The 24804-nt window shown below is 38.5% G+C and carries 17 protein-coding genes and 1 tRNA gene; 9 read left to right on the top strand and 9 right to left on the bottom strand.

Annotated features, from left to right (window positions below; all coding sequences use genetic code 11):
- The first annotated feature begins 161 nt into the window (after nucleotides 1–161).
- The 3 genes from ES711_RS01170 to ES711_RS01165 all read left to right on the top strand — a co-directional run bounded on the left by ES711_RS01170 (nucleotide 162) and on the right by ES711_RS01165 (nucleotide 2359).
- Nucleotides 162–1526, top strand: coding sequence for an NAD-dependent succinate-semialdehyde dehydrogenase (locus ES711_RS01170; protein WP_146888756.1), 1365 nt, complete (start codon nucleotides 162–164; stop codon nucleotides 1524–1526).
- Between the two features lie 10 nt (nucleotides 1527–1536).
- Nucleotides 1537–1689, top strand: coding sequence for a hypothetical protein (locus ES711_RS16210; RefSeq protein WP_170245216.1), 153 nt, complete (start codon nucleotides 1537–1539; stop codon nucleotides 1687–1689).
- Between the two features lie 205 nt (nucleotides 1690–1894).
- Nucleotides 1895–2359 (top strand): hypothetical protein, encoded by a 465-nt coding sequence (locus ES711_RS01165; protein WP_146888753.1) that lies wholly within the window; start codon nucleotides 1895–1897, stop codon nucleotides 2357–2359.
- 20 nt (nucleotides 2360–2379) lie between these two features.
- On the opposite strand, the gene ES711_RS01160 is transcribed toward ES711_RS01165, so the two are convergent.
- The 7 genes from ES711_RS01160 to ES711_RS01130 form a co-directional block, all read right to left on the bottom strand.
- A complete protein-coding gene (locus ES711_RS01160) occupies nucleotides 2380–3945 on the bottom strand; it encodes a glycerol-3-phosphate dehydrogenase/oxidase (RefSeq protein ID WP_146888750.1) in 1566 nt (521 codons plus the stop codon).
- Nucleotides 3946–4034: 89 nt separating this feature from the next.
- Nucleotides 4035–6158: a methylmalonyl-CoA mutase gene (scpA, locus tag ES711_RS01155; protein WP_146889875.1), complete on the bottom strand. Its 2124-nt coding sequence runs from the start codon at nucleotides 6156–6158 to the stop codon at nucleotides 4035–4037.
- A complete protein-coding gene (locus tag ES711_RS01150) occupies nucleotides 6151–7521 on the bottom strand; it encodes a methylmalonyl-CoA mutase subunit beta (protein ID WP_146888747.1) in 1371 nt (456 codons plus the stop codon). Before ES711_RS01150 ends, scpA begins: the two co-directional genes overlap by 8 nt.
- The gene (locus ES711_RS01145) at nucleotides 7514–7798 is read right to left on the bottom strand and encodes an FtsB family cell division protein (protein ID WP_146888744.1); all 285 of its coding nucleotides are present in this window, start codon (nucleotides 7796–7798) and stop codon (nucleotides 7514–7516) included. The genes ES711_RS01150 and ES711_RS01145 overlap by 8 nt, the downstream gene beginning before the upstream one ends.
- Nucleotides 7799–7838: 40 nt before the next feature.
- Entirely contained in the window at nucleotides 7839–8447 is a 609-nt protein-coding gene (gene udk, locus ES711_RS01140) for a uridine kinase (protein WP_146888741.1), read from the bottom strand.
- Between the two features lie 49 nt (nucleotides 8448–8496).
- Nucleotides 8497–8895, bottom strand: a complete 399-nt coding sequence (locus tag ES711_RS01135; protein WP_317129841.1) for a c-type cytochrome — start codon at nucleotides 8893–8895, stop codon at nucleotides 8497–8499.
- An 8-nt stretch (nucleotides 8896–8903) separates the two neighbouring features.
- The gene (locus ES711_RS01130; RefSeq protein WP_146888736.1) at nucleotides 8904–10010 is read right to left on the bottom strand and encodes a PQQ-dependent sugar dehydrogenase; all 1107 of its coding nucleotides are present in this window, start codon (nucleotides 10008–10010) and stop codon (nucleotides 8904–8906) included.
- A gap of 108 nt (nucleotides 10011–10118) precedes the next feature.
- On the opposite strand from ES711_RS01130, the gene ES711_RS01125 reads away from it, so the two are divergent.
- From ES711_RS01125 to ES711_RS01105, 5 genes are all read left to right on the top strand, one after another.
- A tRNA-Pro gene (locus tag ES711_RS01125) sits at nucleotides 10119–10196 on the top strand.
- A 375-nt stretch (nucleotides 10197–10571) separates the two neighbouring features.
- Nucleotides 10572–11084 carry a DUF3124 domain-containing protein gene (locus tag ES711_RS01120; protein ID WP_146888734.1) on the top strand — a complete coding sequence of 171 codons (513 nt, stop codon included), beginning with the start codon at nucleotides 10572–10574 and terminating at the stop codon, nucleotides 11082–11084.
- Nucleotides 11085–11308: 224 nt separating this feature from the next.
- The gene (locus ES711_RS01115; protein WP_146888731.1) at nucleotides 11309–13216 is read left to right on the top strand and encodes a S9 family peptidase; all 1908 of its coding nucleotides are present in this window, start codon (nucleotides 11309–11311) and stop codon (nucleotides 13214–13216) included.
- A gap of 89 nt (nucleotides 13217–13305) precedes the next feature.
- On the top strand, nucleotides 13306–15390 hold the full coding sequence (locus ES711_RS01110) for a S9 family peptidase (protein WP_146888728.1): 2085 nt from the start codon (nucleotides 13306–13308) through the stop codon (nucleotides 15388–15390).
- 195 nt (nucleotides 15391–15585) lie between these two features.
- The gene (locus ES711_RS01105; protein WP_146888725.1) at nucleotides 15586–16014 is read left to right on the top strand and encodes an FKBP-type peptidyl-prolyl cis-trans isomerase; all 429 of its coding nucleotides are present in this window, start codon (nucleotides 15586–15588) and stop codon (nucleotides 16012–16014) included.
- A gap of 88 nt (nucleotides 16015–16102) precedes the next feature.
- Here ES711_RS01105 and ES711_RS01100 read toward each other — a convergent pair whose 3' ends face one another.
- Both ES711_RS01100 and ES711_RS01095 read right to left on the bottom strand, forming a co-directional pair.
- Nucleotides 16103–17458 carry a UDP-N-acetylmuramate--L-alanine ligase gene (locus tag ES711_RS01100; protein ID WP_146888722.1) on the bottom strand — a complete coding sequence of 452 codons (1356 nt, stop codon included), beginning with the start codon at nucleotides 17456–17458 and terminating at the stop codon, nucleotides 16103–16105.
- A gap of 141 nt (nucleotides 17459–17599) precedes the next feature.
- Nucleotides 17600–18553 (bottom strand): tetratricopeptide repeat protein, encoded by a 954-nt coding sequence (locus ES711_RS01095; protein ID WP_246139098.1) that lies wholly within the window; start codon nucleotides 18551–18553, stop codon nucleotides 17600–17602.
- 181 nt (nucleotides 18554–18734) lie between these two features.
- On the opposite strand from ES711_RS01095, the gene ES711_RS01090 reads away from it, so the two are divergent.
- The gene (locus ES711_RS01090) at nucleotides 18735–24803 is read left to right on the top strand and encodes an alpha-2-macroglobulin family protein (RefSeq protein WP_146888719.1); all 6069 of its coding nucleotides are present in this window, start codon (nucleotides 18735–18737) and stop codon (nucleotides 24801–24803) included.
- Nucleotide 24804: the final 1 nt, after the last annotated feature.

Below are 24804 nucleotides of genomic sequence, written 5' to 3'. Positions count from 1 at the left end.
ATCTCAAAAAGATAAATGTTTAACTATTACACAGCAGAGTTTGCAAGCCTTGATTAATTCTTATAATTTAGTTGAAAACAGAATTTAGTATAGTAAATTTATACGCGCTATCCAAAATATTCAACACATTTAGGACCAATTTAACAAAAATCACTCTTATTATGAAAAATACGATTATAACTACTAATCCCTACAGTCATAAGCTGATTAAAGAGTATGATATGCACACTTCAAAAGACTTAAACAAAATTCTAAACACCGCCGATGCACGTTTTTATAAGTGGCGTCAAACGTCTATAAAAGAACGTTGCAGATTGTTAATGAATCTCGCACAAATCTTGGAAGATGACAAACAGGAGTTGGCAGAACTTATGACCAATGAAATGGGCAAGCCTATTACCCAAAGTATTGCAGAAATTGAAAAGTGCCTAACGGTATGCGACTTTTACGCGACCAATGCGGACGATTTTTTAGCGGACGAATTGATAGAAACAGATGCTTCTGAAAGCTTTATTAGTTATGATCCTTTAGGGACGATTTTAGCCATCATGCCCTGGAACTATCCCTTTTGGCAAGTGTTCCGTTTTGCCATACCTACCATAACTGCCGGAAACACTGCAATTTTAAAGCACGCCGCTAACGTAACCGGTTGTGGCATGGCCATAGAAGCTCTTTTTGAAAAAGCGGGTTACCCCAAAGGATGTTTTACAACTATTTTGGCCGGACATGACGCGATTGAAAACTTGATCAGTAATGACAAAATTAAAGCACTTACCTTGACTGGGAGTGAAAAAGCCGGCAGAAAAATAGCCGCTACGGCAGGGCAAAACTTAAAGAAAACAGTATTGGAACTTGGGGGCAACAACGCTTGTATCGTTTTGGATGATGCTGATTTGGACACCTATATGGATACTATAGTAAATGCCAGAATGCAAAACGCCGGACAAAGTTGTATTGCGGCTAAACGATTTATCGTAACGGAAGGCATTTACGATGATTTCCTGAAACGATTTAAGAAACAAGTAGCAGCATTAAAACATGACGATCCCTTAAAGCCAGAAACCACATTTGGAACCCTGGCTAGAACTAACGGGGCTGACACCCTTAAAAAACAAGTGGACGATTCTATTGCTATGGGCGCAAAACTCATCGTGGGGAACAAAAAGAATAATGCCTATTTTGAACCTACCATTCTTACCAATATCACTAAAGACATGCCTGTTTTTAAAGAGGAAACTTTTGGGCCAGTTGCTCCAATAATGAAGGTGAAAGATGTTGAAGAAGCATTTCAAATGGCCGCAGAAACTCGATTTGGACTAGGCACAATGGTGTTTACACAATCTATGGATACTGCGCATCAATATATCTCCACAGTTGCAGACGGTGCTTATTTTGTGAATGAACTGGTTAAATCAGATTCCCGCCTTCCTTTTGGCGGCACAAAAGCTTCAGGATATGGCAGAGAACTTTCCAAAGAAGGCATCCATGAGTTTGTCAACAGAAAAACAGTTTTTATTAATCACTAACACCTCACCTATGAGTTTTATTAAAGAAGAAAACGAAAAGACCAAAGATTACATTTTTCAAAAAGATGACACCACCAAATCCACCACGCTGTTCGTGGCAATTGTACTAGTTATATTAGTGGCAGGAGTGATTGTATCGGGTTTTTATTTTGATTGGTTTTAAGGCGTTGAGGATAATTGATAGCAAGCTATTCAAAATGAAACGAAAGCTATATCTGTTTTCCGTTCATTTTCCAACCATCATCACCCACTAAAGTAAATTTTAAGATAAAGTTTCATAGCGCAGTTAAGTCAAATATAATTGAGAGAAGTGCTCGTTTTTTTGTAAATTAGAAAGACTTTGTATTAATAATCAAAACTTTAGCGCTATGAAACTTTCATTTTTATTACTAGTATTACTTACTTTTTACGCTTGTGATGAGCAAAAAAAAATAGTTCCAAACGCTGAGACCGCTACTAAAGATCAGGCCATGAAATTAAATGGGACATGGGAAATGGTTGGCTATTATAATTATGTTGACAATAAAATTGCCGATTCGTTCCAGACCAACAACGGATTTAGACAAGTTAAAATGTATACCGATCACAAGGTGATGTGGAGCAAAAACGTGCCTCAAGATTCTACGGAATGGTTTGGTTATGGTGATTATAATCACAATAATAATGAGCTCAATGAAACCTTGGAATACGGTTCTGAAATGATGAAAAAAATTATTGAAGAGAGAAAAGAATTCACTTATGAGCTTCATTTAGAAAAAGATAAGTTTAGCCAAATTGAAGTTGATGATTTGGGCAATCGCATTTATTCTGAAAACTACAAACGTATCGAGTAACTTATCAAGGCCAATAAAATTTATTTTAAGATATACCGTTGCGCAATCTTCCTAAATGTTTCAACTTGCGATTGTTGCCAATGCACATCCTTATGTAAATACGTCGCCATCAATGCTGCAACTTCCGGCGCAATAGCATAGGCCGCCTGGGCGTCCAAGACTAAAATTCTCACACGTCTAGACAAAACATCTTCCACGGTTCTGGCCATTTCATTTTGTACGGCCCAAACCACTTCTGCCTTTAGGAATTCCAAACGCGGGTGTAATTTTTCACCCAATTCCGGAAAATCTAAGATCAAATTTTCAATAAAAACCTGATCTGTGCCGTATACATAAAGGTGATTAGAATCTTCCGCAGAACCATCAGCACCATGGATTAACAGCGATGTTGTTCGACACGCTTTCTTTGGCAATCTTTCGAGAGCAATAGCTTTATCGATGGTGTCTTGCGCCATGCGCCGGTACGTCGTCCACTTCCCTCCCGTAATGGTGATCAAACCAGATGGAGCTACCATTATTTTATGGCTTCGTGAAATTTCCTTTGTCTTTTCCGACCCATCTTTAGGTGCCGCTAAGGGTCTTAAGCCCGCAAATTGACTCAGCACATCCGATTTTGTAACGGGCTTCTTTAAATACGTATTTAATGTTGACAGAACAAAGTCAACCTCATTATCTAGAGGTTCAGGTTCTAAGCTATGACGTTGCACGAGCGTGTCTGTGGTCCCTACCACCACTCTCTGATGCCACGGCACTAAAAACAGAACTCTGCCGTCCACTGTTTTCGGAATCATGATTGCCTCTTTTCCGGGTAAAATTGAACGGTCGAAGACGAGGTGGATACCTTGACTTGGCCTTATTATATTTTTTGCTTCCGGATTGTCCATCTGAAGCACAACATCTGTAAAAACGCCTGTGGCATTTACAATAACTTTGGCCTTTAAGACATAGATGTTTTTAGATTCAACATCAACCGCCGAAACTCCTGTAATTTTACCATTAATAGCTTTCTGCAATCCATTGACCTGAACATAGTTTAATACCGTTGCGCCATGTTCAATAGCCGTTTGGGCGAGATTAATAGCCAATCGAGCATCGTCAAACTGTCCGTCTGCGTATACTACGCCACCCTTGAGTTTCTCGGTTTTTATTGTCGGAAGGCGGGAGGCCATCTCTGTTTTATTTAGGCGTAACACCTTTCCAAAACTGAGTTTACCTGAAAAGAAATCGTATAGTTTTAATCCGAAAGTATAGAAGAAGGCGTCCCACCATCGATAGGCAGGGATGATAAACGATTGGTTTTTTACGAGGTGTGATGCATTTTTCAGCAACAACCCCCTTTCATAAAGTGCTTCCCTAACCAAGTCAATATTGCCTTGAGCCAAATACCGAACGCCTCCATGAATAAGTTTGGTACTTCTGCTGGATGTGCCTTTTGCAAAATCAGACTGTTCTAAAAGTAAAGTTTTATAGCCGCGCGATGCACTATCAACGGCGACACCGAGTCCGGTTGCTCCGCCTCCAATAATAATCACATCCCAATCACTACATTTCGCTAATTGCTGTAATCCTGCTTCTCTAGTGAACAAATTTGAAGTTTTTAGGGCGGATTATTTCGTTCATATATCCTTGCGGTAGTCTGAAATCGAACACGGATTAATGTATACGTTATATAAAGCTAATCTATTAGAATTTCCAAGATCTGAATCGCGGCATCACTAATGCGTGTTCCGGGACCGAAAACAGCTATGGCACCTGCATCAAATAAATATTGATAATCTTGTTTCGGAATGACGCCACCAACGATGACCATAATATCCTCCCGACCATAATTTTTGAGTTCTTCGATGACCTGAGGCACCAAGGTTTTATGACCTGCTGCCAATGATGATACGCCTAAAATATGCACATCATTTTCTACAGCCTGTTTTGCGGCTTCTTTAGGCGTTTGGAATAAGGGACCGATATCAACATCAAATCCCACATCAGCGTAGCCTGTAGCTACAACTTTCGCGCCTCTATCGTGACCATCCTGTCCCATTTTTGCGATCATGATTCGAGGTCTACGCCCATCTTGTTCCGCAAATTTATCGGCCAGTTCTCGTGCTCTTTTAAAGGAGCTGTCGTCTTTTATTTCTTTGCTATACACGCCTGAAAATGATTTTATCTGAGCTTTATATCTTCCGAAAACGTCCTCTAACGCATCGCTAATTTCACCTAATGTAGCACGTTCTCGGGCAGCTTCTACAGCTAAAGCTAATAAATTACCCTCACCCGTACGGGCAATTTCTGTTAATTTTGATAATGCTGCGGTCACTTTAGCCGCATTACGCTCTGACTTAATCCTGTTTAAACGTTCTATTTGTGAGAGTCTCACGGTTTGATTATCGACTTCTAAGGTTGAGATAGGATCTTCTTTATCCAAACGGTATTTGTTAACGCCCACAATGATATCTTGGGAAGAATCAATACGTGCTTGTTTGCGCGCTGCCGCTTCTTCAATACGTAATTTAGGAATTCCTGCTTCAATCGCTTTGGTCATGCCTCCCAATTCTTCAACCTCTTCAATCAGTTCCCACGCCTTTTTTGCGATGTCGTGGGTCAATTTTTCCACATAATAGCTTCCTGCCCACGGATCGACGGTTTTGGTGATGTGGGTTTCCTGTTGTAGAAACAGTTGGGTATTTCTCGCTATTCTTGCTGAAAAATCGGTTGGCAAGGCAATCGCCTCATCCAAGGCGTTGGTATGTAAACTCTGTGTCCCGCCGAAGGCTGCTGCAGCAGCTTCAATAGTGGTTCTGGCCACGTTATTAAACGGGTCTTGTTCCGTTAAACTCCATCCGGAGGTTTGACAATGGGTACGTAATGACAGTGATTTATCGTTTTTGGGGTTGAATTGCTTCACTAATTTCGCCCACAACATACGCGCGGCACGCATTTTAGCGATTTCCATAAAATGATTCATGCCTATGGCCCAGAAAAAGGATAATCGTGGAGCAAATGTATCAATATCCATCCCTGCATCGAGTCCTTTTCTAATATATTCAAGACCGTCAGCAAGGGTATATGCCAATTCAATATCAGCTGTAGCACCTGCTTCTTGCATGTGATACCCTGAAATACTGATACTGTTGAATTTTGGCATGTTTTTACTCGAATATTCGAAAATATCCGAAATGATTTTCATGGAGGGTGTTGGCGGATAGATGTAAGTATTCCGCACCATGAACTCCTTTAAAATATCATTCTGAATAGTACCTGCCAATTGCTCAGGCTTCACCCCTTGTTCTTCAGCGGCTACAATATAAAAGGCCATAATAGGCAAAACCGCACCATTCATGGTCATAGATACGGACATCTTATCTAGTGGAATTTGATCAAAAAGCAACTTCATATCCTCTACAGAATCGATGGCTACTCCTGCTTTACCAACATCGCCCACCACACGCGGGTGATCAGAATCATAACCGCGATGAGTTGCCAAATCAAAAGCTACGGACAGTCCTTTTTGGCCTGCCGCCAAATTTCGTCTGTAGAACGCATTACTTTCTTCAGCCGTTGAAAATCCAGCATATTGGCGAATCGTCCATGGTCTACGCACATACATGGTAGAATAAGGCCCGCGAAGGTTTGGTGCCAAACCGGCAATAAAATTAAGATGTTCTAATTGGTCTAAATCCGCTTTGGAATAAGTAGACTGGATATCAATATCTTCGGCCGTCTTAAAAGGTTCAGATTCTTGATGCTTAACAATTTTTTCTTTATGCTTTAAAACGATATGTTGCACATTCTTTCTACTCATCATCCAATCGTTTTTGTTCAACAGCTTCTGCCAAACGTTTTTCAATTATAGGCTCTAATAATGTTTTTATAGGATTTTTCTTGACGAAAGGATACAGTTCCAATTCATGGGCCATTTTATCATTGACATTAGGATGTTTGTTGGTACCCAACAAAATCAATTCGGCTTTATCAAAATGTTCCTGTTCTTTAGCGGCACTTTCCTTAATTTTCTTTTGAATAATGCCTTCTTTTAACTGATAAAGAAATCCGCCGTTGGCTTCAATATCCTTAAATAAGGCTAAAGATTTCTCCGCTAGTTGATCGGTTAGACTTTCTATATAATACGCCCCATCTGCAGGATTATTAACTTTATCAAAGTAGCTTTCGTGCTTAAGGACCAACAATTGATTTCTTGCGATGCGCTCAGAGAATTCGTTATCCTTATGATAAATAGCGTCGTAAGGGGCATTACAAATCGTATTTGCACCACCAAAGATTGCGCTCATACATTCCGTAGTGGTACGCAACATGTTGGTATTATAATCGTACAACGTTTTATTGCGCCTTGTGGGCTTCACAAAAATCAAACATTCAGTATTAATTCCGTTAGCATCAGCTAAAGAACTCCAAAGCTTCCTTAGGGCACGGAGTTTTGCAATTTCAAAGAAATAATTCGTGCCTACGGAAACATTGAAAATCACTTTAAAAGATTCTTTTGCCGCAGTAGTGAGACCGGAATCCAAATGATTTAAATACTCATTAGCATGGGCTAAGGCATAGGACAACTGCTGCACCATCGTGGCCCCAGCATTTTGGTAAGTATTGAGATTGACTGAAAACGAATTGGTGTGTTTAATGATCGCATCAAATTCTGTATGGTCTGCTTTTAAATTACTTAACCAATTCCCTGTTTTGGTAAGATTCCCAATAATATCAGTATGAATGATGATATTTTCTTTACTTGGAATACCATCGAATTGTTTGACAAATGCTTCTGACAGGAACTGACATTCAATATGTATTGTAATTTTACTCAGATTAATATTGACCAAAAGATCTTTAATTTCTATATGTTCTGAGGGTAGAATAAATAGTATACTTTCCGCACCTCGCTCAATAGCATTAACCGCTTTTAAATTGGATTTTTCGACATTGGCTACAAAGATGGCTTGGCATATCTGCCATTCCGTGGCTTTCGTGCTGGATACTTCTGGACGTTTTCCAAACTCATCGGCGTGATAAAATGGCTTTACGTGAATGCCTTCATCCGTTTTCCAAACCAGGGTTTCATTATAATCTTCGCCGTTCAAATCATATTGAATAAGCTGCTTCCACTCTTTGGAGGAGGCTTCAGAAAATTCATCAAATAGCGTCTTACTCATAATCCTTCTGGCTTGTTATACTATCTTCATATTCAATAATATAAATTTCTTCATTCTCTCTTTTCATATAATACTTTTCTCGCGCTAAACGTTCCAAACCTTCTTCCGTGCTTATGGCTTTTATGGCTTTTTTATCTTTCAAAATTTCTTTCTTATAATAATCGCGCTCATCTTCCAAATCGTTCATTTCTGAATTCAACTCATGATGAATCAGATACGAGTTAGCATCAAAAAACAGCATCCATACGCCGAACACTATAAATATGAGCACGTACATGTTCTTAAAGAACTTCAGATATTTCTTTTTAATTTTCAACTTAAACTAAGCGTTGGTTAATGATGGATTTTACGATATCAACTGCAACGGTATTGTATTTATTGTTGGGGATGATAATATCAGCATACTCTTTCATCGGTTCAATAAATTGTTGGTGCATGGGCTTTAACGTATTCTGATAGCGTGCTAAAACTTCATCTAAATCTCGGCCGCGCTCAGAAATATCACGTTTTAAACGTCTAATCAACCGTTCGTCACTGTCAGCATGAACAAAAATTTTAATGTCCATCATTTTGCGTAATTCGGGATTGGTCAATATCAAAATACCTTCAACAATCATCACTTTTCGCGGATGCGTCAGGATAGTATCTCCAGTTCTATTATGTTTGATAAAGGAGTATACGGGTTGATGAATATCCTTGCCTTCTTTTAAATCTTTCAGATGACGTTCCAACAATTCAAAATCGATAGAACGTGGATGGTCAAAATTGATTTTTACCCGCTCATCAAAACTTAAATGCGTCGTATCTTTATAATAAGAATCTTGAGAAATCACCCCCACTTCACCTTCTGGCAATTCTTTTAAAATTTGATTGACAACGGTCGTTTTTCCACATCCTGTACCCCCGGCTATTCCTATAATCAGCATCCTTTGTTTTTTACATTACAGGGCAAAAATAACCATTTATTGAGAACTACTAGGGCTCAATTTTAGAAACTTCAGAGGGCGTAACAATTTTCCCATCAGCATTTCCCCAGGAGTTTAAAACGTAATTCATTACGTCTGCCACTTCAACATCTGAAAGCCCTAGAGCTGCCATTGTACTGTTATAGATTTGGCCGTTTACGGTGATTTCTCCTGACAAACCATATTTTACAGCTCTTATGCTTTCCAGACGTTTATTCATCAAATAATCCGCAGATGCTAAGGGCGGAAATGCATTGGGCACGCCTTCGCCATTGGGCATGTGGCAATTCATACAAAAATCCTCATAAACCATAGCGCCTCTCGCCATACTTTCTTTTAATTCTGGTGTTTGTTGTGGGCTCGATTTGCAAGAGAGCATCACACTTAAAAATACATATATTGCAATCATTCTTTTCATTAGTTTTTAGGTAGAATTTTAACAATGCCTTTATTTTCAATACCAACATAAATAAAGCCATCAGGACCTTGGTTTATTGATCTGACACGACCCAAGCCATCTAACAGACGTTCTTCCTTTACTACTTTCCCATCTTTTAACACTATTTTATTAACATATAGGAATTTTAGGGAACCCACTAATAGATCACCTTTCCAGCCTGGATAATTGTCACTTGTAATAAAAGCCATGCCACTAGGTGCAATGGAAGGATCCCAATAATGCAAAGGCTGTTCCATGCCTTCCTTTTCAGTAATGTCCGTAAATTTGGTACCAACATAATTGACGCCATAACTGATAATTGGCCATCCGTAATTGGCTGCTTTTTTAATAATGTTAATTTCATCTCCTCCCTTTGGACCGTGCTCATGCGTCCAAATGTCGCCGGTGTCGTGATGCAACACCATGCCCTGAGGATTCCGATGGCCGTACGAATAAATGGCCTGTTTGGCAACGGCGTCATTTACAAATGGATTATCATTAGGAATTGACCCATCCGAATTTAAGCGATACACCTTGCCGCCATCTCTAGTGATATCCTGTGGATTTTCGTCACGATTTCCACGATCTCCAACAGTAAAATACAAATAGCCCTCGTTATCAAACACAATTCGAGAGCCAAAATGTTGTCCTTTAGTAGTATTCGGAGTGGCTTTATAAAGGACTTCCTTATTTACGAGTACATTATTTTCTAGTTTAGCCCGCATTAAGGCAGTATTCCCACCTTCATCTTCGCCCTCTGATGAAGCGTAGGTCAGATATATCCACCCGTTTTCTTTATAATTAGGATGAAGGGCTATATCAAGTAAACCACCTTGCCCTCTATTGTAAACTTCTGGGACGCCTTCTACAAGGGTTTTTTTACCCTCTTTAAAATGAATGATCTTGCCTTCTTTTTCATTTATCAACATTGAATTATCAGGCAAAAAAACAAACCCCCAAGGATTGGAAAGCTCAGGTACTACCATTTCAAAACCATGGTTGGTGTTCACTGGGTTTTTATCTTGAGCACATGAACTGATGCCCACAAATGCCATTAATACTAAGACGTAATTTTTGATTTTCATACTGTTAGAGATTAATCTATAAATTTAGAAATAAAATTTGTTACAATTTAAAGAAAAATCATATATTTGCACCTCGATTTCCAGGAGTCGAAACAAAGATAACCACTTCGGGGTGTAGCGTAGCCCGGTTATCGCGCCGCGTTTGGGACGCGGAGGTCGCAGGTTCGAATCCTGCCACCCCGACCACTAAAAGCCTAACAAATCATGAGATTTGTTAGGCTTTTTTCATTTGTGGCGCTGCCAATCCAGTTGCGCATGTAGACTTCGGATCATTCCATTCCAATTTGTCATTTCGAAGTTAGGAGGAATCCCATGACCGTGGAGGCTCTATGGTAAAAAAATGATGTGATGTCTCATTCCATTCGACATGACAAAAAATTAATAGCCTAATAAATCATGAGATTTCTTGAGCTTTTTTTATTCGTTCACAAATCCGTGAAATCTTTAAAAAAATATACCAGATCGGATAAAAACATATCAAATATATTTCTGTTATCACTACCTAAATCTTGTTATATTTGTTAGACAAGCAGGATACTCACGCTCAGACATCTCCATCCTATGAAATATTCTCTAATTATTTTAACGCTCATATGCAGCATCATGACGAGTTGTGAGACTAAGAAGCCTTACGAAAAAAGCGAAACGATTTCTACGGAACATCACTTCAACAGTGCGAAGATGCCAGCCATTGGCACCAAAACCAAGAAAGTTTATGTGCCGGTCTATTCTGACATCTACCAGCGTACCCGCAATGAAAGAACTTTGTTGACCTCCACCTTGAGCATTCACAATACCAGTGAAACGGACACCCTTTATATCAGTCGTCTCGATTATTACAATACGGAAGGAAAGTTAGTTCGAAAGTATATCGATGCCCCTATTTACTTAAATACTTTTGAAACTATTGAATATGTGGTTGATCAGGACGATGATACGGGTGGTTCAGGAGCCAACTTTGTTATTGAATGGTACGGCAGCGAAAAACTTAATCCCATATTTCAGGCCGTCATGGTTGGTGGATTAGGAAATAAATCTTTTTCATTTACAACTGATGGTGTTGAAATTGAATAACGCCTTCAACACTCTTTTTCAAAATAATTTACGATCATAATGTTGTGAATCTCCCAATTGCACACTGTAATGCTCTCAAAAGGCATTTGTCAGAGTAATAAACAAAGGTTCACTCCCCCATCTCAAAGGAATTTTATAAATTTAGCACCTTTAGGATACACTCATTATTTCAAACAAAAAATAATGAATTTATTCAGATATACATTCCAATAAACAAATCAATTATGAAAAAGGTACTCCTAATTATGAGTTTAATAGTAAGTGGTAGCGCCGTGCATGCGCAACGAACAATGTCCCCTGAATTATTATGGAAAGTTGAACGCCTCAGCGTTAAGGGCCTCGACAAAACAGGTTCGACCATCTTTCTAGAGGTAAAAACGCCGAACATTCAGGAAAACGACTTCGATTCTAAATTTTATAAGCTACCCGTAGATGGCGGCGACTTAGTTGAAATACATAAAGATGAACTTAAAGCAAAGGATAAAAACGTGTCTCCTGATGGTAACTACGTTTTATATCATGAAGAAGTGGCCATTGAAAACATTAAAGGCAGCGACGTTTACAAAGAATTGGAAAAATCTGATGTTTACATTTATTCAGATCTCGATATTCGTCATTGGGATACTTGGCAAGACGGCAAGTACAACCATGTATTTTACAAAAAAGTTGGTGCGGAAGATGAAGATGGCACAGACCTTATGCCAAATGAACCCCACCACACGCCACAGCGTCCTTTTGGTGGCGATGAGGATTACATTTGGTCTCCAGACAGTAAAGACATCTATTATGTGAGTAAGAAATTAAAGGGTAAGGCTTATGCGACGAGCACCAATACAGATATTTACAAATATAATCTCGAGACTAAGTCTACTATAAATATCACGGAAAACAATAAAGGCTATGATACCCATCCAGCTTTTTCCTCACAAGCCGCTTTGGCATGGTTACAAATGAAAACTGATGGTTATGAAGCAGACAAAAACGACATTGTAGTATTGCATAATGGCATCAAACAAAACTTAACCGAGCGATGGGATGGCACCGTGAACAGTTTTTTATGGAGCAAAGATGGTAACGAAATTTATTTCACTGCACCTGTTGACGGCACTGTTCAACTTTTTAAAGTGAATTATCCTGGTAAAAAACGTATCGCTCCGGTTGTCGAGCAACTTTCTGAAGGTCAATTTGATGTCACCAGTATCATTGCCCAAAAAGATCATTCGCTATTGGTGACACGGACCGATATGAATCATGCCGCTGAAATTTTTAGTTTTAACTTAAAGAGCAGCAACTTTAAAGCCCTAACCAACATCAATCAAGAATTATACAACGGTATTGATTTGCCGAAAGTTGAAAAGCGCTATGTAACTACTACCGATGGAAAGCAAATGTTAGTTTGGGTAATACTGCCTCCAAATTTTGATGCTACTAAGAAATATCCAACCTTGTTGTATGCACAAGGCGGACCGCAATCAGCCCTATCACAATTTTATTCTTACCGTTGGAATTTCCAATTAATGGCCTCTCAAGGTTATATCGTCGTGGCGCCTAACCGTCGCGGGATGCCCGGCCATGGTGTGGAATGGAATGAGGCGATTAGCAAGGATTGGGGCGGCCAAGTGATGGACGATTACCTATCAGCCATTGATGATGTTGCCAAAGAGCCGTATGTGGATAAAGATCGTTTGGGTGCTGTTGGCGCAAGCTATGGTGGTTACTCTGTGTTTTATTTAGCAGGCATTCACAACAAACGTTTTAAAACGTTCATTTCTCATGATGGGGTTTTTGATACTAGAACGATGTATGGCACCACAGAAGAATTGTTTTTTGTGAACCACGATTTTGGTGGCCCGTATTGGGATAAAGATAATATGACCGCTCAAAAAGTATACAACGAATTCAATCCGATTACCAATGTTTCTAAATGGGACACGCCTATGTTGATCATTCAGGGTGGGAAAGATTACCGTGTGCCAATTGAACAAAGCTTAAGCGCATATCAAGCCGCACAATTATTAGGCATCAAAAGTAAATTGCTGTATTTCCCTGAGGAAAATCACTGGGTGCTAAAACCGCAAAACGCTTTGGTATGGCAAAATGAATTCTTCAAATGGTTGAAGGAAACCTTATAAGGGACAAACTAAACATCTTGACTCTTGGCTCTTTGTTCATTCTAATTGCCCAGAGGTCCTAATTCTTGTAAACTTCTAAAATAAAATACATGAAATTTAATCTATTTAAAACATACATTCCTTTGTGCATACTGACATTATCAGCAATGGTGTCGGTCAATGCAAGTTACGCTCAAGGAAAAATCAAGAGTATGCCAGGATACGATCAGTATCAAAAAATGGCGCCACAATTATATAGTTCGGTGCCAAGAATCTCGTCAAATGTGGTGTGGAGTGATGACGGTAAAAGTTTTACATATCAGGAGGGTGATATGGTTCATACCTTTGATGTCAGAAAAAACAAAGTCGTCAAATCAGGAGCGTATAAACCTAAACCAAGATCAAATAACCGACAGCAAAGACCAGATAGAGGAAGGCAATATGCCTCAGCAATTTCGCCAGACTCCACCTTAAAGGCGTTTACGAAGAATAGAAACATGTACCTCAGTAATCCTGATGGCTCCAATGTTGTCGCCATTACTGAAGATGGTACTACTGAAAATCTAATAAAATACGGGATTGCAACTTGGGTATATGGTGAAGAGCTCGGTCAAAACACCGCTATGTGGTGGTCTCCAGACAGTAAAAAAGTAGCTTTCTATAAATTTGATGAGAAGGATGCTCAGATGTATTATGTGCTCTACCATCAAACAAAAATCCAAGATTCGCTAGAAGTTGAAGCCTATCCTAAAGTGGGTGCTAAAAATCTACCAGTGGATTTAATGGTGTACGATTTAGACACCAAAAAAACCATCACGCTCGATACACGTAACGGTAAACCGTTTAACGATGGCGAACTTGGTACTTATTTATATGATATCGAATGGTCTCCAGATGGTAAAGAATTGCTTTTTCACAGTACCAATAGAAAGCAAGACATTATGGAGTTTAAAGCCGCCAACCCTGAAACTGGCAACACCAGAGTTATTGTTAGAGAAGAATGGCTGCCAAGTTTTACAGAGAATTCGCCAGAAATCTATAAGCTAAAAGACAAAGAGCATTTTATATGGGCATCGGAAAGAAGCGGATTTAAAAACTATTACCTCTACAATTTTAATGGCACTTTAGTCAATCAATTAACCAATCATAATTTTGAAGTTCAGCGCATTGTTGAGGTTGATGAAGCTAAAAAGCAAGTGTACTATATGGCAGCAAGTGGCGACAACCACATGAAATTACAGCTACACCGTGTTAATTTTGATGGAACAAATGATGTACGATTAACAGATCCTGCCTATAATCATACAGTTAATTTATCACCAAGTGGCAAACATTTTATTGATATTGCCCAAACCCACAACTCCCCTCCTGTTATGCGACTTGTGGACGATAGCGGAAATATTAAGAAAGAACTTATAAAAACCGACTTGACCAAATTTAAGGAATTAGGTTTCAAAACTGTAGAAGTCTTCGAATTTACATCTGCGGATGGCGAAACCCAATTACACGGGATGATTCATTTTCCATCAAATTTTGACCCTTCAAAAAAATATCCATTACTATTAAGCAACTACGGAGGCCCCGGAGTAAACGCCTTTAGAGAAACCTTTCAGTTTCCAAATGCTATTACCGAGTTTGGCTTTTTAGTGGTCAATATTGACGGTAGAAATGTGGGTGGACGTGGCAAAAAAATGCTCGACAAATTATACGGTAATTTAGGTATTGTTGAAATGGACGATTTTGCTGCTGGTATCAAATCGCTATACAATCGCCCATATTTTGACACGACTAGAGTTGGTGTATTCGGCACGTCTTATGGTGGGACTGTTGCAGCGATGAGTTTGTTAAGATTCCCAGATGTTTACCATGCGGCGGTCGCCAATTCTGCTGTAACCGATTGGAGAAATTACGACAATATCTACACGGAGCGTTACATGAACCTCATTGAGAATAATTTGAAAGGTTATGAAGCTTCAAGTTTGATGAATTATGCTAACGATTTAAAAGGAGAATTAATGATATTTTACGGTACCAACGATAACAATGTCCACCCGTCAAATTCTCTGCAATTAATCCAAGCGTTACAAAAGGCTGAGAAGAGTTTTGAAGTGCAAGTGGGTCCTGACCAAGGTCATACTGCGGTCAACTTTAACCGAATGATGGAGTTTTTTATTCAGCATTTGATTTTAGAGTAATTATCTCAAGTATTAGAGGCATATCTTTTAAATAAAGAGTTTTAAATTAAATATTAAAAAAGCTTAACACTAATACTCTCAAATTAGAGCTTTACGTTAAGCTTTTCTTAATTATACCCGATTAATCGGTCAAAGTCTTGGCAGTCACTATATAAATCATAATTTTGTACCTTATAATAACATTAAAAAGGATTTATGAGTCAAGTAAAGAATAACGATACGGTAAAAGTGCATTATACAGGAAAATTAACTAACGGACAAGTTTTTGACAGTTCACTAGAACGTGAGCCATTAGAAATTACTATTGGTGAAGGTAAATTGATCCCTGGTTTTGAAAACGCCATTCTTGATATGAAAGTGAACGACAAAAAAACTGTTGAAATAGCTAAAGAAGAAGCTTATGGTGATGTTCAGCAAGAATTATTTCATCACGTACAAAAGGAACAATTACCTCAAGATGTCAAACCAGAGGTTGGTATGGGCTTAGCATCGAAAGGCCCTGATGGGACAGAACACCAATTTAGAGTGGTTGATGTAAAAGATGATCATATTGTGGTTGATGGAAATCACCCATTAGCGGGTCAGGATTTAGTTTTCGACTTAGAATTGGTTGAGATTAAATAAGATCCCAAGAAATCATATAAAAAGCCATTTACTTCTGTAGATGGCTTTTTTTGTATTCCATAATTTCTAGTTTGAAAGCGCTATTGGCTTAAACCATCATATTTTTAACATCATCAAAATCTAATCCACCATAGGTTCCGGAACTCATTAACAACAAGGCTTTGTTATCAAAATCCTGTGAAAACAGGAAGTTTTTAAAATCGTCAGGATTGGTGTAGATGATCAAATCATCACGCTCAAAAGCTGTAGCGATTTGCTCTTGTGTAACTTCTTTTAGTTTTTTGATTTCAACCGCATGCGGCGAATAGAACACCACTGCAACATCAGCAGCATCAAGTGTCCCTTTATATTCTTTTAAAAACTCCGCATTCAAACTGCTATAGGTATGCAACTCTAAACACGCTACGACAGTTCGGTTTGGAAACTGCTCTTTTACAGCATTTGTTGTAGCCTTTACTTTACTCGGCGAATGCGCAAAATCTTTAAACGCAATACTTGTACTGCCCTCTCCTATTTTTTCCAAACGTTTGCTCGCCCCTTTAAAACTGGCAATGGCTTCATAAAAATCATCTTCGTCCACCCCCATATGTTGGCAAATCCATTTGGCTCCCGCAAGATTATTCAGATTATGTTTTCCAAACACTTCAATTGGCAATGGACCTTCTGGGGTTTCCAGTAGCGTTTCGCCTTCCCCTACCGTGTATTTCGGCGTGTGATATGGTAATTTTCTAATGGTATTTTCGGAAGCCTCCACCACTCGTTTTACCTCTAAATCTTCTTCATTGTAAGTAATACTTCCTCCGTTGACAATACTGTCTACAAAGATTTTAAACTGCTCAACATAGTCGTCATACGTAGGAAACACATTAATATGATCCCAGGCAATACCGCTCAATAAGGCAATATTTGGTTGGTATAAATGAAATTTTGGTCGTCTATCAATTGGGGAACTTAAATATTCATCACCTTCTAAAACGATAAAATCGTTATCGTCAGTCAATTTTACCATCACATCAAATCCGTCCAACTGTGCGCCCACCATATAATCCACATCTCGGTCATGGTAATCCATCACATGTAAAATCATGGACGTAATGGTCGTTTTACCGTGGCTTCCGCCAATGACTACTCGGGTTTTATGTCTGGATTGCTCGTATAAAAATTCTGGATAACTGTAGATTTTCAAGCCTAACTCCTGCGCTTTTAAGAGCTCAGGATTATCAGCTTTAGCATGCATTCCCAAAACAATGGCATCTAAATCTGTATTAATTTTTTCAGGAAACCAACCGAAGTTTTCAGGCAATAATCCCTTGACTTTTAATCTCGATTTTGAAGGTTCGTAAATCTCATCATCACTCCCCGTAACCTGTTCCCCTTTATTGTGTAATGCTATGGCAAGATTGTGCATGGCACTGCCTCCAATAGCTATAAAATGTACGTTCATAGTTAAATTTTGAAAGGCTCAAAGATAGTTTTTTTGATGCAAAATGACGAATGATTTTATAGATGAAGCAAGTGAGCTTTACGTCATAATTTATTAGATTTTACGTACAATCAATAACATAATAAACTTTTGAAAAAAACTTTAAAGTTTCAATATCGCAACGCGTTCTTTCTTAAACGCATCGGCTCTTGGTGATTCGCCAATAACTAAATCGATATATTTTAAGGCCTCTGCTTTATTTTTTTGAAGTTTGTAGATTTGCGCCAAACGGTAATTAGCCCACGATTTTGAAATTCCATCTTCCTTTTCATAATTCTCAAGATAGTGTTGAAGATGCATCTCACCTTTATCCAATTGAATTTTATAATCTGCCACAACTTTCCCAATTTGATAATTTAACGCATTCGATTTATGCTTATTAAAGGCTGCCTCCATAGTGGAAATCATTAATTCTGGTTGCTTTTTTGCTTCATATAAATTGGTCAACTGCTCATAGCAATGCAAAGAACCTCCTTCTGTAATGGCAAGTTTATAGTACTTTTCTGCAGCGTTAAAATCCTTGTCGTATTCATAGATATAACCCTTCGCTAATAAACCATCTACCTTAGAAATGTCTTGTAATTCATCTGCATAACTCAGAGCTTTACTCTTACTTCCCCCAATAATTCCCGGGAGCTGCATGTATAATTTTACCAATGCCCATCGCGTTTCAATATGTTTTGGATCTAATTCGGCCGCTGTCGTAAAAGCGTCTTTCACATCGCCAATAATGCCTAAAGCTTGAATTTTACTAACAGACAAGGCTTTCATCCCTAAGGCTCCACCGTACTTATAATGGTAATTAGCGGTTTTTGGGCTCATCTCCACCAATTTCTTATAACTATCAATGGCATCATCCCATTTTTTCTGATGCCCATACGCGTCACCCAATAATTCTATCCCCTTTTCATCATTTGGATGGTCTTTTACATAAGAAACCATCAGATTTTCTGCTTTACCAAATTGATTCGATACGAACAATTGTTCCGTTTTTTTAAACTCGGCCTGACCTAAAGCTACTATTGACATAAAAAAGAAAGCGAGTGATAATTTCATATGAAAGTTTGTGAATTCAAAAATAGGGAACTTGTGGTATTGTTTTTGCAAATTGTAAAAAAACAAGAAAAGTTAACTTCGAAATTTGTTAACTTCACTCGAACAACCCTGAGTAAATCGCATACAACATTTATTAAAAGCGATAGACTAAAAATGCAATTCAAGAACTAAATTCAATAATATGATCAAACACATTATGACAGTTTTCGTAATCCTTTTATTTTCTACCGTTACGCAAGCGCAATCCAATTCATATGAAAATTTATGGAAAAAAGTTGAGAATTTTGAGAAGGAAGGCTTGCCAAAATCGGCTTTGGAAGTTGTTGAGCAGATTTCCAAAATGGCGGTTGTCGAAAAAACTACGACGCAAAACGTAAAGAGTTTACTATACAAAAGTAAGTATGCACTCATTTTAGAAGAAGATGCACAACTTAAAGTGGTTAACGATTTTAAATCACAAATTGCAAAAAGTAAAACCCCAACTAAGAACATTTTAGAAAATATGCTCGCCAATCTCTACTGGCAGTATTTCCAGAATAATCGCTACCGATTTTATAATCGGACCCAAACAGAAGAGAAGGTCAATGCAGACGATTTCAGAACTTGGGATTTAAAAACCCTCTTCCAAGAAATTGATTGTCATTATGAAAATTCACTTCAACATGAGGAACAGCTGCAAAAAACAGCGTTATCTAATTTTGACGACTTGTTACACTTAGAGAAAGAATCAAAAGTTTTCCGATCTACACTTTTTGATTTTTTAAGTCATAATGCTTTGGAATTTTACCAAACCGATGAAATTATGATTACTCAACCTGCCTATAAATTCACCATTGATGCTCTTGAATTTTTAGCAGATGCCAAAACTTTTTCTGAATTAAAAATTACTCATCAAGATTCGACATCTTTACAATTAAAAGCGCTTAAAATCTATCAAAATCTGATTGATTTTCATTTAAAAGATAATGAATCACAAGCACTTGCCGATGTGGACATAAAGCGACTGCAATTCGTAAAAACCAACAGCACTTTAGCCAAAAAGGACGCCATTTATTTGAAATCGCTTAAAAAAGCTGCTGAAACCTATAAAAACCATGAGGTATCAGCACTTTTTAATTTTGAAATTGCGTCACTGGCGTATTACAAAAACACAATGGCATCACATCAGGATGATCGTTCTCCATCTGAAATAGATGCAGACCGATGGAACCTTAAAGAAGCATTAGCGTTATGTGATGCGGTACTCAAGCAATTCCCTAAAAGTAAAGGGGCTGAAAAATGTGCCATTTTAAGACAACTCATTCTTAAGCCTACACTTCAACTGACCGTTGAAAAGAATATTCCTATCCAAACCCACAATTTGATGTTGATGCGTTACTCTAATCTGAAAAGTGTAGCATTCAAAGCCATTAAACTCACAGCAACTGAATTAGATCGCTTTAATAAAACTTACAGAAAAGACGAACGTCTTGCCTTTATTAAAACATTAAAAAGCACGGAAGAATGGCAGAATGAGTTGAAAGACGAGCAAGATTACCAACAACACAGCACGGAAATCGTCATTCCTAAATTACCAAATGGTCTCTATTTAATTGTAGCAACACCTGAAGAATCTGATGATTCATTTTACGGGTTTGATGTCATACAAGTCAGCAATGTTGCTTTAGTAACCAAATCAGGTGCGGAGAAAGAATTATTTCAACTCATAAATAGAACCAACGCCCACCCTTTAGTTGGCGCAAAAGTGAGCATTAAGTATCAAGAAAATTATAATAACAGTTTTAAAACGGAGGACTTTGTAACGAATTCAAATGGTGAATTCACCTTGACCACTACAAAGAATCGTTATTATAATATGGATATCGCCGTCAATTATAATGGGGACGTTGCATTTTTTAAGGATCATTACACTAACGGGTATTATAACGACACTGACGACGAGGCAAAGATAACGTACAGGCCTTTTGTATTTACAGACAGGAGCATTTATAGACCAGGACAAACCGTCTATTTTAAAGGGATTGCAACGAAAACTGAAAACGGAAAAACGGTCGTTTATGCAAATCAAGAGGCGAAACTTAGTTTAAAGAATGTTAATGGCGAATTGGTGAAGGAAATGAACCTTAAAACCAATGAATATGGATCTGTTTCTGGCGAATTTATCTTGCCAAACGACGGCCTGAACGGTAATTATTCAATAATTATGTTGGCTGGCGGTACAGGCTCTACCAATTTTTCAGTTGAAGAATACAAGCGACCAAAATTTGAAACGACGTTTAATCCCATCACAGAAACCTTTAAAGTCCATGATTCTATTTCAATAAAGGGCAAAGCGTTGGCTTATGCCGGAAGCTCCATCACAGATGCTAAAGTGGTGTATCGCGTGCATAGAAAAGTGCAATACCCACGTTGGTATTATTGGTCCAGACCTTATTTTAACAGTCAACCACAAGAAATTGCCCACGGTGAAACAACCACTGATAAAGATGGGAATTTTAAGATCAACTTTAAAGCCATTCCTGATGAAAGCGTGGATAAAGCCAATCTGCCGTTCTTCAATTATGAAATTACCGCTGACGTTACGGATCTCAATGGCGAAACAAGAAGTGCTACCAGCATCGTCAACGTAGGCTACCATGCGCTTTTAGCTACGGTTAGTATTGATGATCAATTGGACAAAACCAAAAAAGACCATCAACTGACCTTAACTACAAAAAATTTAAATGGCGAATTTGTGCCCGCCACAGGAACTGTCAAAATTTACAAACTCAAGGCTCCAAATGAAGTTTTAAGACCTCGTCCTTGGGCAGCACCAGATTATCCAGCATTATCACGTGAAGAGTTTAAAAAACTATTTCCGCATGAAGCGTATCAAGATGAACACAACCTAAATACTTGGGAGAAAGGCGCCCTTGTATTTGAAGTTAATTTTGATACTTCCAAGTCAAAAACCATCGACTTAGGCACTATAAAAAAATGGGATTCCGGGAATTATGTGGTCGTTTTAGAAAGCAAAGATAGATTTGGCCAGTTGGTAAAAGATGAAGCGCAGACATTTGTATTCAGTCCAGAGGACAAAACACTGCCTGATCATCAATTATTTAGTGTAACCACTGACCAATCCTCATACACGAAAGGACAAAACGTGATTATAACGTTTGGCAGTGCGGCTGACGACGTGATGGTTACGGTTGATGTTGAAAAAAATCAGAACATCATTAAAACCTATTTGATTCCTTTGAGCAACAACAAAAAAACAATTGCTGTTCCGGTAACTGAGGAAGATTTGGGCGGATTCGCAATTCATTACAGTTTTGCAGCTTTTAATAGTTTTGAATCGGGCACAAAAACCATTTCTGTGCCATATCCAAAATCAGAATTAACCATAGAAACCAAGACCTTTAGAGACAAGTTAGAACCGGGAAGTAATGAAACCTGGAGTTTTAATATCAAAGGTCCTCAAGGTGATAAAGTGAGTGCTGAGTTGTTGGCGAGCATGTACGACATGTCTTTAGACCAATTCACGCCGCACCAATGGCAATTTAGTCCGCTGCACCAACCTATTTATTATAGCAACTCTAAAAGACAAGCCCTGAAAAGCTTTGGAAACACTAATTTTTACGTGTATCTACCAAACAGCAATGTCAATTTCCCTCATCAAAATTATGACCAATGGAATTGGTTTGGATTCAATTTTGGTAATAACAGGAATATGTCAATTATGTTAAGAGGCAATGCGTCTGGAGTACGAATGGTTCAAAATGAAATGGTCGAAGAACAAGCCGATGCAGAATTAGAAGAAGTGGTTGTTGCTGGTTTTGGGACGCAACTTAAAAGCAAAACCGTTGGGTCTACAACCTCTGAAAATGAAGAATTAGCAACTGCACATAAAGAGAATCTAGAATCCGTTACCATCCGTAAAAATCTACAAGAAACCGCGTTTTTCTACCCTCAGCTACAAACGGATGCTGAAGGCAATGTTACGTTCAGCTTTACCACTCCTGAGGCATTGACCAAATGGAAATTGCAATTGCTTGCGCACACAAAAGGTTTAGAGAGTGGAACCACCACTTTAGAAACAGTTACCCAAAAAGAAATGATGGTCATTCCTAATGCCCCGCGTTTTTTACGTCATGGGGACGATATTTCTATCAGCACTAAAATTGCGAATCTGACGAAACAACAGTTATCTGGTGAAGCGGTTTTACAGCTATTTGATGCCATTACTGGACAAGCAATTGATGCAAAACTCAATAATGCCGATAATCGCAAATCCTTTTCTGTGGATGCAAAAGGCAATACCGATTTAACGTGGAGTTTGACCATTCCTGACGATGTGGATGCGGTGCAATACAAAATCATCGCTAAGTCTGCCGATTTTAGTGATGGTGAGCAAAATGTACTTCCTGTCCTATCGAACAGAATGTTAGTGACCGAAACGTTGCCAATGTGGATTCGCTCCAATGAAACGCGAACCTTCATTTTAGACAAATTAAAGTCGAACACCTCTTCCACACTTAAAAACCATAAACTGACTTTGGAGATGACATCCAATCCGGCGTGGTATGCTGTTCAGGCGCTGCCTTATTTGATGGAATATCCATATGATAATAATGAGCAAACGTTCAGCAGATTTTACGCCAATGCCTTGGCGAGCCATATTGCCAACAGCAATCCGAGAATCAAGGAGGTATTTGATCAGTGGGCTTCAACGGATGCACTGCTGAGCAATTTGGAAAAGAATGCCGATCTGAAAGGTATCTTGATTTCGGAAACACCTTGGCTCAGGGATGCACAATCAGAAACAGAACAAAAGAAGCGTATGGCACTATTGTTCGACATGAATAAAATGAGCAATGAATTGCAAGCTGCGCAGCGCAAACTTCAAAACAGTCAAATGAATAATGGGGCTTGGGCTTGGTTTGAAGGCGGACGCCCAAATCGATTTATCACCCAACAAATTATTACTGGATTTGGACATTTAAAACAGTTAGACGTCACCCTGAGCGCAGTCGAAGGGCTTAATGATGCCGTGATTAAAAAAGCAATCGCCTATTTAGATGCTGAATTTGTTGAGGAATATAAAGACCTTCGTAAATATGATAAAAAAGTTGACTTAACGAAAGATCATTTGAGCTACACCCAATTGCATTATTTATATATGCGCAGCTTTTTTACGGATATTCCAAAATCTAAAGATGTAGAAACCATTACAAAATATTACCAAACTCAAATTGAAAAGTATTGGTTGAAACAATCCTTATACGCCAAAGGATTAATGGCACTAGTATCGCACCGCTTCAAAGATTCTAAAACTGCTGGAAGTATTTTAAAATCCCTAAAAGAAAACAGTATTACGTCTGACGAATTGGGCATGTATTGGAAAGAAAATCAACCGTCTTGGTTCTGGTACCAAGCGCCAGTGGAAACGCAAGCGCTTATGATTGAAGCGTTTTCAGAGATTCAAAATGACACCAAAACAATCGATAATTTAAAAATATGGTTGCTTAAAAACAAGCAGACTAATAGTTGGAACACCACCAAAGCGACTACTGAAGCCGTATATGCTCTATTGCTACAGGGAAGCGATTGGTTAAGCGTGACAGAACAAGTTGAGGTGACCTTAGGCGGTAAGAATATTGAGCCATCAAGACTAGAGAATGTAAAGGTAGAAGCTGGAACTGGATATTACAAAACTTCTTGGAGCGGCTCTGAAATACAACCAGAAATGGCAGACGTTACGCTGACTAAAAAGGGTGACGGCATTGCTTGGGGCGGATTGTATTGGCAGTATTTTGAGGATTTAGACAAGATCACATTTGCGGAAACGCCTTTGCGATTACAAAAGAAATTGTTCTTAAAAACCAATACGGATACAGGCGAAAAAATTTCTGAAATTACCTATGAAACAGCATTAAAAGTTGGCGATTTGGTTCGCGTACGCATCGAACTACGAAGCGACAGAGATATGGAATTTATTCATATGAAGGATATGCGTGCAGCCGGTTTTGAACCAATCAATGTGGTCTCCTCTTACAAATATCAAGATGGATTAGGCTATTATGAAAGTACTAAAGATGCTGCTACAAATTTCTTCTTCGATTATTTGCCAAAAGGCATTTATGTTTTTGAGTATGACTTACGCGTGAATAACAAAGGAAACATGAGCAACGGAATTACCACCATCCAAAGTATGTATGCTCCTGAATTCACCAGCCATAGTGAAGGTGTTCGTGTACAGGTGAAATAAT

Origin of the sequence: Gelidibacter salicanalis (assembly GCF_007997285.1) — a bacterium.
Lineage (GTDB): Bacteria > Bacteroidota > Bacteroidia > Flavobacteriales > Flavobacteriaceae > Gelidibacter > Gelidibacter salicanalis.
Note: the sequence above shows the minus strand (reverse complement) of the source record. Positions and strands in the feature narration are given on the sequence as shown.